This is a genomic window from Microbacterium sp. ZOR0019 (genome assembly GCF_000800925.1).
Classification (GTDB): Bacteria; Actinomycetota; Actinomycetes; order Actinomycetales; family Microbacteriaceae; genus Microbacterium; species Microbacterium aurugineum.
This window is the reverse complement of the sequence record NZ_JRKC01000054.1, coordinates 1-12,812: the sequence shown is the minus strand read 5'-3', so window position 1 is coordinate 12,812 and position 12,812 is coordinate 1. Positions and strand designations below refer to the sequence as shown.

The following is a 12,812-nucleotide window of genomic DNA, read 5'->3' as shown; positions in this document are numbered from 1 at the left end:
CGCGGCGCACACAGGCAACACTCAGGAAGGCGTAAACTCGCCCAGGTCCCCGGCAGACCGGGGCTGATCGGAGAAGCGTCATGAGTACTGCCACTGCGCCCGCGAATCCCCGCTCGCGCGTCATCACCGCGAGCCTGGTCGGCACCACGATCGAGTTCTACGACTTCTACGCGTATGCCACGGCGGCCGTACTCGTCTTCCCGGTGCTGTTCTTCCCCACGGGCAACGACACCACCTCGCTCCTCTCCTCGTTCGCGGTCTTCGGCGCCGCGATGGTGGCCCGCCCGATCGGCGCCGTGGTCTTCGGACACTTCGGCGACAAGTTCGGCCGCAAGGCCACGCTGGTGGCGTCGCTGCTGACGATGGGCATCGCGACCTTCGTGATCGGGCTGCTGCCGACCTTCCAGCAGATCGGCTGGTGGGCGGCGCTCCTGCTGCTCATCCTGCGTCTCGCGCAGGGCTTCGCGCTCGGCGGCGAGTGGTCCGGCGCGGCGCTGGTGGCCACGGAGAACGCCCCGAAGGGCAAGCGCGCCTGGTACGGCACCTTCCCTCAGCTGGGCGCCCCGCTCGGCTTCATCATCGCCAACTTCCTCTTCCTCACGATCAACTGGCTGCTGCCGCACTCCGAGAACCCGGCCCTGAAGTCCGAGGCGTTCCTGGCGTGGGGCTGGCGCATCCCGTTCCTGTTCTCCGCGGTGATGGTCATCATCGGCCTGTGGGTGCGGCTCAAGCTCGTCGAGTCCGACACCTTCAAGAAGGCCGAGACGAAGGGCGCGATCCGCAAGCTTCCCCTCGCGACCGTGTTCCGTCACCACTGGAAGCAGCTCATCCTCGGCACGTTCATCATGTTGGCGACGTATGTGCTCTTCTACCTGATGACCAACTTCACGCTCGCGTACGGCACCAAGCCCGCATCGCTGGAGACCGCCTCGGCCGCGGCGAAAGCTGCAGCAGAGGCGACCGGTGCCTCCTTCGACCCGAGCGAATTCGCGGCGCAGTTCTACCCGGGGCTCGGCTTCGGATACACCGACTTCGTGCTGATGCAGATCATCGGCGTGGTGTTCTTCGGCATCTTCACGCTCCTGTCCGGCCCGATCGCCGATGCGGTGGGCCGCAGGAAGTTGCTGCTGTGGGTGACCGGGGCGATCATCGTCTTCGGCTTCACCTTCAACACGTTCCTCCTCCCCGCGGTCGACCCGAAGTTCACCGGTGCGCTCGCCCAGGCGTTCCTCGTGTTCGGGTTCCTGCTGATGGGGGCCACGTTCGGCCCGATGGGCGCGCTGCTGCCGGAGCTCTTCCCGACCAACGTGCGCTACACGGGCTCAGCGATCGCCTACAACGTGTCCTCCATCCTCGGTGCGGCCGTGGCCCCGTTGATCGCCCTGTGGCTGTGGGCGCTCGGCGACGGCGCCCCGTGGCTGGTCGGCCTGTACCTGTCGGCCATGGGCGTCCTGACCTTCATCGCGCTGCTGTTGAGCCCGGAGACGAAGGACCACGACTACGACGGCGACCTCGGCGTCGCCGCCGCCGTCGAGCTCTGATCAGTACGCGGCGGTGATCGTGCGCGCAGCGCCGTCCACGATCATCGTCCCGCCGTAGGGCAGGATCCACTGCGGTCGGGTGTGCCCGAACGGCGGGCCGACACAGATCACGGCGTCGGGGTTGTAGTGCGTCACGACGTCGAACACTGCATCCCGCTGCGCCGCACGCAGCGCTGCAGCCTCGGCGGGAGACGGCTGGAACACGAAGTCGCTCACGGGCGGGCGGGCGACGACCACGGCTGCCGCAGCCGCGAGGATGCCGCGCTCCCCCAGTCCCCGCAACCACCGGGCCACCCAGCCCGCGGACGGCCGCTCCTCGCTGGTCTCGAGCAGCAGGACAACTCCTTCCAGGTCCGCCGCGCGCGGCAGCCGGTCCGCGAAGGCCAGGCCGTCGATCACCTCGAGACAGCCGCCCCAGGTCACGCCTTCCACCCGTGATGCCGGCCCTGCCCAGGCCCACGGCTCGGTCGGGACGCGGTCGCCGAACTCGAGGAGCGCCCGAGGGTCGTGCCACCGTCGCCCGACGTCTTCCGACTCACCCGGCTCGGTGATGTCGAGCACACCACCGGTCAGGAGCAGGGCACGCAGGGAGCGCAAGTGGATGTCGTCGACGAACGGTCCGGGCCCGAGATGCACGGCGGTCGAGCCGCCGTAGTAGCCCCGAACCCCGAGGCCCCAGAGCCAGTTGAGGATGTTCGTGTTGTCGCTGTACCCGACGAACGGCTTGGGGTCGGCCACGGGCAGCGCCGGGTCGAGGTGCGGGACGACGAGGAGCTGGTCGTCTCCGCCGATCGTGGCGAGGATCGCGCGGATGCTCGGGTCGGCGAACGCCGCGTTCACGTCGGCGGCGCGGGCCTGTGGACTCGCGCCGAGCTCACGCGTGGTCGGATACTCGATCGGGATCAGCCCCGTGAGGTCCTCGAGCCGGTGCATCGCCTGCGCGTGCAGGTCCGGTGCGACGGCCGGAGCAGCGAATGACGGGGAGAGGACCGCGACACGGTCTCCCGGGGTGAGGCGGGGTGCGGACAGCATCCGCCCAGTCTGGCACGTCAACAAATATTGACAGCGCGTACAGCGTCAACGATGATTGACGCAGGAGGACATCATGACAATGCCGACCGCGATCGCACAGGACGACGGAAGCGAGCCGCTGGCCGCCCTGCACAGACTCGCCGAACTGCGCACGGAGATCGCCCGCGCCGAGGAGGCCAACGTGCGCCGCGCACGGAACCTCGGATACTCCTGGCAGGCGATCGCCAGCGCCCTCGGCGTGAGCAAGCAGGCCGCGCATCGGCGATTCGGCCGCTCCTGATCCGCATACAGCCCCTCCATAGGATTCGTCCACGCACGAAGTACGGTCGAAGTACCATCTCCAGATAGAGGTCCCGCATGTCCGGTTCGGCGACAGCACGCCGCCGCGGACGGGGCGCGCAGCCCGAAGGCCCGCGCGCCACCTTCCGCCAGCTCCTCCCCTTCCTGTTCGAGCACAAGCGCACGCTGATCGTGGTCGCGGTGCTCAGCGTCGTCGGTGCCGCGACCTCGCTCGTGCAACCCCTGCTCGTGGGGCAGGTCATCGAAGCGGTGCAGTCCGACACCGGGATCGGGATCCTCGTGTGGCTGCTGGTCGGGTTCGTGATCGTGTCGTCGATCATCTCCGGTTTCCAGCACTATCTGCTGCAGCGCACGGGAACCGCGGTCGTGTACTCGAGCCGGCGCAAGCTCATCGCGCGCATCCTGCATCTGCCCACTTCCGAGTTCGACGCCCGCCGGACCGGCGACCTCGTCTCGCGCGTGGGCACCGACACGACTCTGCTCTACGCCGTCCTCACCCAGGGGCTCGCGGACGCCGTCGGCAGTGCCGTCCTGTTCCTGGGCGCCCTGATCGCGATGCTCGTGATCGACCCCGTGCTGCTGCTGATGATCGTGCTCGTGATCGGCCTCTCGGTCACGGTCGTCGTGCTGCTGAGCGGCCGGATCCGCACGGCCTCGACCGCCCAGCAGATGAAGGTCGGCGAGCTGGCGTCCGGCGTGGAGCGGGCGATCGGCTCGATCCGCACCATCCGCGCCTCGGGAGCGACCGAGCGCGAAGCGGACACCGTCACGACGCTCGCCTCCGAGACCTACGGCATCGGCGTGCGCATCGCCAAGATCTCCTCGCTGGTGGTCCCGGTCTCCGGCATCGCTCTGCAGCTCTCGCTTCTGGTGGTCCTCGGCGTGGGCGGGTTCCGCGTCGCCGCCGGTGCCATCACGATCGCGTCGCTGATCTCGTTCATCATGTTCCTCTTCCTGCTCGTGATGCCGTTGGCGACCACTTTCGGGGCGATCACCTCGGTGAACCAGGCGCTCGGCGCGCTCGGCCGCATCCAGGAAGTGCTCGATCTTCCCACCGAGTCGCAGGACGACGAGAAGATCGCCGCCTCGTTGCCGCGTGAGGCCGCAGCGGCGGATGCCCCGGCGATCGAGTTCCGTGACGTGCGCTTCCACTACCCCGCGAACGTGGTGGCCGCCCGCCAGGCTGCGGCGAAGGAGGCGCGATCCCTGCTCGCGGACGCCCACCTGGAATCCACCGAAGATGCTGCCGACGCCCCACAGGACCACGAGGTGCTCCGCGGCGTGTCGTTCGCCGTCCCACACGGCTCCCGCGTCGCCCTGGTCGGGCCCAGTGGCGCGGGCAAGAGCACGATCCTGTCGCTGATCGAGCGGTTCTACGACCCGACCGGAGGGTCGATCCGCGTGCACGGCCATGATGCCCGCACCTACCCGCGCGACGACCTGCGCGCCCACTTCGGCTACGTCGAGCAGGACGCGCCGACGCTGGCGGGCACGCTGGCCGAGAATCTGCGACTCGCATCCCCCGACGCGACCGATGCCGACTGCGAACGCGTGCTGCGCGCCGTGAACCTGGGCGATGTGCTCGAGCGCAATCCGCTCGGCATCGAGGCCCCCGTGGGCGAGGACGGCGTGATGCTGTCGGGCGGCGAGCGTCAGCGCCTCGCGATCGCCCGCGCACTGCTCACGGACGCCCCGATCCTGTTGCTCGACGAGTCGACATCCTCCCTCGACGGTGTGAACGAGCAACGGATGCGCGAGGCCATCGACGCCGTGTCCACGGACCGCACGCTCATCGTGATCGCGCACCGCCTCTCGACGGTGGTGGACAGCGACCTGATCGTGGTGCTGCAGGACGGCGTCGTGGTCGGCCAGGGAACGCATGCGGAGCTCGTGGAGTCGACGCCCCTCTACCGCGACCTCGCCCGCCACCAGCTGCTCGCCTGACGGGCACCCCGCCCCCGCCCCGACCCCGCGTCCACGCCCCCGTCCAGCGCCGACACCCCCGTTTCTTGGCGTCCCTGCGGAGGGGTGTGGACAAGCAGGAGGGGTGTCGACAAGCAGGAGGGGTGTGGACGAGCAGGAGGGGCGTCGACGAGCAGGAGGGGCGTCGACGAGCAGGAGCGGTGGACGACACGAAGGCTGGCGCCGACACCCCCGTCCAGCGTCCATACCCCCGTCTCCTGGCGTCCCTGCGGCGGGGTGCGGACGAGCAGGAGGGGTGTGGACGAGCAGGAGGGGTGTGGATGAACAGGAGGGGCGGACGACACGAAGGCGGGACGTCGGAGACCACTCAGCCATGGGTTCGTCTCTGATGTCCCGCCTTCGCGGGTCTGCAGGGCACGAGGCCCTGAGGGTGCCGGCTCCCCCGAACCGGCACCGGTCTGGGGGCTACGCCTTGTCGAGGCGGTAGCGGAGCGAGGCGAGTTCCGCGCGCAGCGCCGCGGGGACCTTGTCGCCGAAGGTGTCGTAGAACGCCTCCGTCAGGTCGGCCTCGGTCTTCCAGGCCTCGGCGTCGACGGAGAACAGCTCATCGAGGTCTGCGGCCGGGATGTCGAGGCCGTCGAGGTTGAGGTCCTCCACGCGCGGCAGGCGTCCGATCGGGCTGTCGACCGCCGGGACGTCGCCCGCGATGCGCCGGATGATCCAGTCCACGACGCGGGAGTTGTCGCCGAACCCGGGCCACAGGAAGCGGCCGTCCTCCCCGCGACGGAACCAGTTCACCTGGAAGATGCGCGGTGCGCGGTCGAAGCGCAGGCCACGGCCGACCTTCAGCCAGTGCCCGAAGTAGTCGGCCATGTTGTAGCCGCAGAACGGCAGCATCGCGAACGGGTCGCGGCGCAGCTCCCCGACCGTGCCCTCGGCGGCAGCGGTGCGCTCCGACGAGATGTTCGAGCCGAGGAAGACGCCGTGCGTCCAGTCGGTGGCCTCGACCACGAGCGGCACGTTGCTGGCGCGGCGCCCACCGAAGAGGATGACGTCGAGCGGGACGGCCTCTTCCCAGTCCTCGGAGATCTGCGGGCACTGCGCCGCCGACACCGTGAAGCGGGAGTTCGGGTGCGCTGCGGGCCGGCCGGACTCGGGCGTCCAGTCGTTGCCCTCCCAGTCGGTCAGGTTCGCGGGCGGCGCGTCGGTCAGGCCTTCCCACCACACATCTCCATCGGGGCGGAGCGCGACGTTCGTGAAGATCGTGTTGCCCCACAGCGTCTCGACGGCCGTGACGTTGGTCGACTCGCCGGTTCCGGGCGCGACCCCGAAGAAGCCGGCCTCGGGGTTGATCGCCCACATGCGACCGTCTTCTCCCGGACGGATCCACGCGATGTCGTCACCGAGGGTCTCGACCCGCCACCCGGGGATGGTCGGCCGCAGCATGGCGAGGTTCGTCTTGCCGCACGCCGAGGGGAACGCGGCGGCGACATGGTAGGCCTTGCCCTGCGGGTCGATCACGCGGATCAGCAGCATGTGCTCGGCGAGCCACCCCTCGTCGCGAGCGATGACGGAGGCGATACGCAGAGCGAAGCACTTCTTCGCCAGGATCGCATTGCCGCCGTAGCCCGAGCCGTAGGAGTAGACCTCGAGCGTCTCGGGGAAGTGCACGATGTACTTGTCGTCGTTGCAGGGCCACTCGACGTCCTGCTCACCCGGAGCGAGGGGCGCGCCGACCGAGTGCACGGTCTTGACCCACGGGGCCCCCTCGGCGATCTGACGGGTCACCGCATCGCCGACCCGGGTCATGATGCCGATCGACGCGACGGCGTAGGCGCTGTCGGTGATCTGGACGCCGATGTGCGAGAGGGGACCGCCGACGCGTCCCAGCGAGAACGGCACGACGTACATCGTGCGGCCGCGCATCGAGCCCGCGAAGATCTCGTTCATCTTCGCGTGCATCTCGGCCGGAGCGGCCCAGTTGTTCGTCGGACCGGCATCCTCCTCGCGCTCGGAGGCGATGAAGGTGCGTCCCTCGGTCCGGGCGACGTCGCTGGGGTGCGAACGCGCGAGGTAGGAGCCGGGACGCCACTCGGGGTTGAGCTTGATCAGCTTGCCCTCGTCGACGAGATCGCGCAGGAGCCGGTCGTTCTCGGCCCGCGAGCCGTCGACCCAGTGCACGGCGTCGGGCTGGGTGAGCTCGCGGATCTCCTCGACCCAGGCAGCCAGCTCGGCCATGGCAGGAGTGTCGTACGTGGGGGGCGGCGCCGTACGTACGCGTCGCGGCGACCGGAGACGTGCGGGGGGTGAAGACTTCGGCGATGGCCATGACGTGTGCTCCTTCGAAGTGGGGGCGTTGCACCTATCTTCTTCCGATTCAGGCGCAACTTTCGGGCGAATCGAGCGATAAGAAACGCAATTCTTTCGCTACACTCAAGGAATGGCGTCCTCCGGCATCCACCTCACGACCCTCGGCCACCGCATCCGTCACCACCGGCTGGAGAACGGCTTCACGCTCGATGAGCTCGGCGCACTCGTCGGTGTGGCCGGCTCGCAGCTGAGTCTGATCGAGAACGGCAAGCGCGAGCCGAAGCTGTCCCTCCTCCAGGCGATCGCGCAGGCCACGAGCACGGAGGTCACCGACCTGATCTCCGGCGAACCGCCGAACCGACGGGCGGCTCTCGAGATCGAGCTCGAGCGCGCTCAGGAGAGCCCCGTCTTCCGGCAGCTCGGCGTCGCTCCCGTGCGCGTGACCAAGGGCATGAGCGACGAGACGATCGAGTCGGTCCTCGGTCTGCACCGCGAGCTCGAGCGTCGCGAGCGCGAGGCGATCGCGACACCGGAAGAAGCGCGTCGTGCGAACACCGAGCTGCGGCTGCGGATGCGCGCGCAGAACAACTACCTCCCCGAGATCGAGAAGCTCGCCGAGAAGCACCTCAAGGCGGCCGGTCACGTCCAGGGCGCACTCACGCACCGCACCGTGAGCATCATGGCCGAGAAGCTCGGCTTCGAGCTGATCTACGCCAACGACCTCCCCCACTCCACCCGTTCGGTCACCGACCTCGAGAACGGACGGATCTACCTGCCGCCGGCTTCCATCCCCGGCGGCCACGGACTGCGCTCGATGGCTCTGCAGGCCATGGCGCACCGCCTGCTCGGACACACGCCGCCGACCGACTACGCCGACTTCCTCCAGCAGCGCCTGGAGATCAACTACTTCGCCGCGTGCTGCCTGATGCCCGAGACCGCCGCCGTGGCCTTCCTGCAGCAGGCCAAGAAGGACCGTAACCTCGCGGTCGAGGACTTCCGGGACGGCTTCGGCGTGACGCACGAGGCCGCGGGCATGCGCATGACCAACCTGCTGACCCAGCATCTCGGGATGGCGCTGCACTTCCTGCGCGTCGACTCCACCGGGGCGATCACCCGGGTCTACGAGAACGATGACCTGCCGTTGCCGATGGACGTGACCGGCGCGGTGGAGGGCCAGCGGGTGTGCCGCAAGTTCCAGGCGCGCGCGGCGTTCACGCAGCAGAACCGCACGGTCGAGCACCACCAGTACACCGACACACCCTCCGGCACGTTCTGGTGCTCGACCCAGACCGGATCGTCGAGCGACGGCGAGTTCTCGGTGACCGTCGGAGTGCCGTTCGACGATGCCCGGTGGTGGCGAGGACGGGAGACCAACGACCGGGCCGTCTCCACCTGCCCGGACGAGTCGTGCTGCCGCCGCCCGTCGGCCGAGCTGAGCGAGCGCTGGAGCGGACGGGCGTGGCCGAGTGCACGCGTGCACACGCACATGTTCTCGCCACTCCCCCGCGGCGCCTTCCCCGGCGTGGACGACAACGAGGTGTACAGCTTCCTCGCACGGCACGCCGGTGAGTGATCGCGACCGTCCTCGCGGCGAGCGGGATCAGTCGTCGAGGAACCGTGCGAATCGCCCCAGAGCGGCGGTCACCCCTGCGGGATCGGCCGGGTCCGCGAAGAACTCGGGAGGCGCGTCGCGCGTCGCGGTGGCGTGCGACCAGGTTCCGATCACGCGGCCCTGCTCGATGAGCGTCGCGCGCACCATCCCGTTCTTCCCCGGACCGACAGCCGCCAGATGCTCCGGGGCGCACACGTCCGTGCGGTCGGCGTAGGAGATGTAGTACTCGTCGAAGGCACCGAGCGCGTGGACGGCGGATGCACCGGTCGTCCGTCGCGGTCGCCGGACCGCCGTGAACAGTCCCTCCTCGACCTCGACGACGCGCTCTGCCGCGCGTGCGGCGGCCTCGCGGGACTGCCCGAGCGTGAGTCCGGACCACCAGGAGAAGTCCGCGACACCCGCCGGACCGTGGCCGTCGATGTACCGCACGAACAGCTCCACGAGTGGGTCGTCGGGGCGCGCCGGGTCGGGGATGTGGTCCTCGACGAGGACGAACCGCTGCTCCCGCGTCACGCCGGCGCGCGGGGCGACGGGGCCCTGGCAGATGAGTCCGTCGATCGTGAGGGTGAAGAGCAGGTGGATCCCGCGTTGCCCCGCGGGGTCGATGCCGATTCGCTCGAGGATCTCGAAAAGCTCGGCGCGGGTGCGGCCGCCGTCGCGCAGCGCCGGTGTCACGGCCCGCACGACCGCGGCGATCATGTCGTCGTCGATGCCGAGCTGCCGATGACGCGTCGCCGCCTGGTGGCGCTGCCGTGCGGCCGTGACCTCCAGCATCCACCCGAGGTCACGCGCCGGAACCGTGTGCAGCGTGCCGCGCATGGTCCAGCCCCGCACGAGATCACCGCGATCGAAGGCGCGATCGACGTCGCGCAGGGTCACGTCTCCGCGGGTGCGTACCGCGAGGGCCCAACGACCGGCGGTGAAGTCCTGACTCTGTATGGCCAGCAGGTGATGCGCGGCGTCTTCCACCGTCGGCGTCGGCGCGGTGAGGCGATGCGAGCGGAGGCGCTCGGCGAGCAGGGTCGCGGACTTCATGACCCCATCATGCCGGGCGCCTCCGACGCCGCGCACGCGCGACGTCAGCCCTGCAGCGTCACCTCACGGCGCTCCGGGAGCACGATCGGGTGCGAGCCCGCCATGACCTCGAGCACACGGATCACCTGGCAGGAGTAGCCGAACTCGTTGTCGTACCAGACGTAGAGGATGAGGGTGTCCTCGTCGGCGATCGTGGCGAGTCCGTCGACGATGCCGGCCCGGTGCGACCCGACGAAGTCGGTGGAGACCACGTCGGGGCTCTCGACGTAGTCGATCTGCTGACGCAGCTTCGAGTGCAGGGAGACGCGGCGCAGGTAGTCGTTGACCTGGTCCTTGGTCGCCGGACGCTCGATCGTCAGATGCAGCACCGCGAGCGAGACATCGGGGGTGGGGACGCGGATCGAGCTGCCCGTGAGCTTGCCCTCGAGCTGCGGGAGCGCCTTCGCGACGGCCTTCGCCGCACCGGTCTCGGTGATGACCATGTTGAGCACCGCCGAACGCCCGCGTCGGTCGCCCTTGTGGAAGTTGTCGATCAGGTTCTGGTCGTTCGTGAACGAGTGCACCGTCTCGACGTGTCCCTTGACGACGCCGTAGGCCTCGTCGATCGCCGCGAGCACCGGTGTGATGGCGTTCGTCGTGCACGAGGCCGCGGAGACGATGCGGTCGGAGTCGGTGATGGTGTCGTCGTTGATCCCGTGCACGATGTTCTTGAGCGGGCTCTTGCCCGGAGCGGTGAGCAGGACCCGGGCGACCCCCTTCGATCGCAGATGCCGCGAGAGCCCCGCCTCGTCGCGCCAGCGGCCCGTGTTGTCGACCACGATGGCGTCGTCGATCCCGTGGGCGGTGTAGTCGATGGTGGCGGGGTCGTCGGAGTAGATCACCTGGATGCGGGTGCCGTTCGCGATGATCTGCTCGGCCTCCTCGTCGACCGTGACGGATCCGGCGAAGCGGCCGTGCACGGAATCGCGCAGCAGCAGCGATGCCCGCTTGACGAGGTCGTTCTCGGAGCCGCGCCGCACCACGATCGCGCGCAGCCGCAGTCCGCTGCCGCCACCGGTGTGGGCGATGAGGATGCGGGCCAGCAGACGGCCGATGCGTCCGAAGCCGTAGAGCACGACGTCGGTGGGTTCGGCGGCGACGGCACCCATCGCGGGTGCCAGCACGTCGGCGAGGTAGGTCTCCAAGGACTCGCCGCTGGAGGCATGCCCGGCCACGAGACGGGCGACATCGAGCGAGGAGGCGCCGGGCGCGAGCGCGTGGATCGCTTCCAGCACGGCCAGGCTGTCTTCGATCGGGAGGCGCTCGTGTCCGAGCTGGGCCACGCGCTCGTGCACCTCGACGAGCCCGGTCGCCGACAGGCCGAGCAGACGGTGCCCGTGGAGGGAGGTCACCACGTCGTGCTCGCGTCGAAGCGCCCCGATGAGCGGGATCATCCGCTCCGCCAGTTCTTCGCTCGCCGTCCAGTCTTCGCGGTGTGCCGCGGAATCGTTCATCTGCGTCCTTGCATGTGTGAGCGCGCACCGAGGTCACCGGCGCGCGGGTTGCCGGGTGATCGGGGGATGGCTCCAGCGTACAAGCCCCGGAACCGCGCGCCGAATCCAGGTCTTCCCGCTCTCACCGCAGGTCCCGTTTTACGTCTACACTGGTGGAATAATGAGTGAGACACTGCCCGGCGACGACGCCGACCTGATCATCCGCGGCGGCCGCATCCACACCCTCGACGGGACGGACTCCATCGCCCACACCCTCGCCGTGCGAAACGGCGTGATCGTCGCGGTCGACGAAGCCGTCGCGCCACTCCGAGCGCGCACCACCCTCGAACTCGACGGGCGCACCGCGATCCCCGGCATCAACGACGCCCATCTGCACGCCGCCTGGCTCGGCGCGCGCTGGCCGCACCTGTTCTTCTCCGACACGTCATCCGCAGAGCAGCCGTCCGGGCGCCTCATATCGAGCCGGGAAGAGCGGCGCACCGCCCTTCTCCGCGCGTGGAGCCTCCTCGCCGAACGCGGCATCACGAGCTACACCGAGCCCGGGATCGGCCCGGGAGAGGACGCCGGCGAGACCGGCTGCTTCGGCACGGCCATGCTCGACACCTACGGCGAGCTGCACCGCGAAGGCGCCCAGACCTCGCGCGTGACCCTGCTTCGGCTGTTCGGCACGATCGACGGCGAGAGCACACTGGAGGACTTCGAGCGCGGCATCCGCACCCCGGCGCCGACACACGACCCCCGGTGGCTCGCGATCCCCGGGGTCAAGATCTTCGCCGACGGCATCCCGCCGATGGCCACCGCCTGGGTCGAGGAGCCCTACACGGACGGCAGCACCGGCGCCCTGCTCACGCGCGGCGGGGATGATCCGCTCTCCGCGTTCCAGCGGATGGTGGAGCTCGCCGCCTCCCGCGGCATGCAGATCGCCGTGCACGCGACCGGCGACCGATCGATCTCGGAGTTCCTCGCCGTCCTGGAACGCCTCCCCGACGCGCCCCGGCCGCCTGCACCCCACTACGTCGTCCACGGAGACCTGGCCACGCCCCAGCAGATCGCCCGGATGGGAAGGGTCGACGCCGGATTCGCCGTGCAACCGTTGATCGCCGCGCACACGCACTCCTGGGCGGCGCTGCAGCTCGGCGAAGCACGCATCGCCGCGGCCTGGCCCCTGGCGGCGATGCTCACCTCCGGAACGCTCACGACGGTGACGAGCGACTCGCCGATCGCGAGCCCGGACTGGCGGCTCGGCCTCGACGCCTCGCTCGGCCTGCTCGGCGACGCCGGCGTCGCCGATGACGGACGATCGCGCCGCCGCCTGCTGCGTTCGATGACGGTGGATGCCGCGCGACAGGACGGCGCGTCCGCCTGGAAGGGAACGCTCGAGATCGGGAAGGTCGCCGATCTGACGATCCTCGATGAGGATCCCCTGACTCCCGGGCGTCCGTTCTCCTCCCTCGAGGTCGAGCGCACGATGGTCGACGGCCGCACGGTGTTCACCCGCGAGTGAGCTCTCGCACGACTGAACGCGGGTGCGCACGGAAACGGCGGGCGGCATGTTCACGCATGCCG

General features: G+C 69.5%; 9 protein-coding genes. 5 read left to right on the top strand and 4 right to left on the bottom strand.

Going from position 1 to position 12,812, the window contains the following annotated elements:
* Positions 1-80: 80 nt before the first annotated feature.
* Entirely contained in the window at positions 81-1,541 is a 1,461-nt protein-coding gene (locus L978_RS11295) for an MFS transporter (RefSeq protein WP_047523171.1), read from the top strand.
* On the opposite strand, the gene L978_RS11290 is transcribed toward L978_RS11295, so the two are convergent.
* On the bottom strand, positions 1,542-2,573 hold the full coding sequence (locus tag L978_RS11290) for an LD-carboxypeptidase (RefSeq protein WP_047523170.1): 1,032 nt from the start codon (positions 2,571-2,573) through the stop codon (positions 1,542-1,544).
* A gap of 73 nt (positions 2,574-2,646) precedes the next feature.
* Here L978_RS11290 and L978_RS11285 point away from each other — a divergent pair, with 73 nt between their 5' ends.
* Together L978_RS11285 and L978_RS11280 are read left to right on the top strand one after the other, a co-directional pair.
* Positions 2,647-2,853, top strand: coding sequence for a hypothetical protein (locus tag L978_RS11285; RefSeq protein ID WP_047523260.1), 207 nt, complete (start codon positions 2,647-2,649; stop codon positions 2,851-2,853).
* A 77-nt stretch (positions 2,854-2,930) separates the two neighbouring features.
* Positions 2,931-4,817, top strand: a complete 1,887-nt coding sequence (locus tag L978_RS11280; protein WP_047523169.1) for an ABC transporter ATP-binding protein — start codon at positions 2,931-2,933, stop codon at positions 4,815-4,817.
* 444 nt (positions 4,818-5,261) lie between these two features.
* Here L978_RS11280 and L978_RS11275 read toward each other — a convergent pair whose 3' ends face one another.
* On the bottom strand, positions 5,262-7,034 hold the full coding sequence (locus L978_RS11275) for a phosphoenolpyruvate carboxykinase (GTP) (protein ID WP_052193635.1): 1,773 nt from the start codon (positions 7,032-7,034) through the stop codon (positions 5,262-5,264).
* A gap of 202 nt (positions 7,035-7,236) precedes the next feature.
* Here L978_RS11275 and L978_RS11270 point away from each other — a divergent pair, with 202 nt between their 5' ends.
* Positions 7,237-8,679 carry a helix-turn-helix transcriptional regulator gene (locus L978_RS11270; RefSeq protein ID WP_047523168.1) on the top strand — a complete coding sequence of 481 codons (1,443 nt, stop codon included), beginning with the start codon at positions 7,237-7,239 and terminating at the stop codon, positions 8,677-8,679.
* A 27-nt stretch (positions 8,680-8,706) separates the two neighbouring features.
* On the opposite strand, the gene L978_RS11265 is transcribed toward L978_RS11270, so the two are convergent.
* Both L978_RS11265 and L978_RS11260 read right to left on the bottom strand, forming a co-directional pair.
* A complete protein-coding gene (locus L978_RS11265) occupies positions 8,707-9,753 on the bottom strand; it encodes a winged helix DNA-binding domain-containing protein (RefSeq protein ID WP_047523167.1) in 1,047 nt (348 codons plus the stop codon).
* A 44-nt stretch (positions 9,754-9,797) separates the two neighbouring features.
* Positions 9,798-11,246: a glyceraldehyde-3-phosphate dehydrogenase gene (locus tag L978_RS11260; RefSeq protein ID WP_047523166.1), complete on the bottom strand. Its 1,449-nt coding sequence runs from the start codon at positions 11,244-11,246 to the stop codon at positions 9,798-9,800.
* 160 nt (positions 11,247-11,406) lie between these two features.
* On the opposite strand from L978_RS11260, the gene L978_RS11255 reads away from it, so the two are divergent.
* Positions 11,407-12,750 (top strand): amidohydrolase, encoded by a 1,344-nt coding sequence (locus tag L978_RS11255; protein WP_052193632.1) that lies wholly within the window; start codon positions 11,407-11,409, stop codon positions 12,748-12,750.
* The last annotated feature ends 62 nt before the right edge of the window (positions 12,751-12,812 follow it).

Excerpts from the sequence above, each read along its gene's own strand:
- L978_RS11295 (WP_047523171.1), top strand. The coding sequence starts at position 81 with ATGAGTACTGCCACTGCGCCCGCGAATCCCCGCTCGCGCGTCATCACC.
- L978_RS11290 (WP_047523170.1), bottom strand. The coding sequence starts at position 2,573 with ATGCTGTCCGCACCCCGCCTCACCCCGGGAGACCGTGTCGCGGTCCTC.
- L978_RS11285 (WP_047523260.1), top strand. The coding sequence starts at position 2,647 with ATGACAATGCCGACCGCGATCGCACAGGACGACGGAAGCGAGCCGCTG.
- L978_RS11280 (WP_047523169.1), top strand. The coding sequence starts at position 2,931 with ATGTCCGGTTCGGCGACAGCACGCCGCCGCGGACGGGGCGCGCAGCCC.
- L978_RS11275 (WP_052193635.1), bottom strand. The coding sequence starts at position 7,034 with ATGGCCGAGCTGGCTGCCTGGGTCGAGGAGATCCGCGAGCTCACCCAG.
- L978_RS11270 (WP_047523168.1), top strand. The coding sequence starts at position 7,237 with ATGGCGTCCTCCGGCATCCACCTCACGACCCTCGGCCACCGCATCCGT.
- L978_RS11265 (WP_047523167.1), bottom strand. The coding sequence starts at position 9,753 with ATGAAGTCCGCGACCCTGCTCGCCGAGCGCCTCCGCTCGCATCGCCTC.
- L978_RS11260 (WP_047523166.1), bottom strand. The coding sequence starts at position 11,246 with ATGAACGATTCCGCGGCACACCGCGAAGACTGGACGGCGAGCGAAGAA.
- L978_RS11255 (WP_052193632.1), top strand. The coding sequence starts at position 11,407 with ATGAGTGAGACACTGCCCGGCGACGACGCCGACCTGATCATCCGCGGC.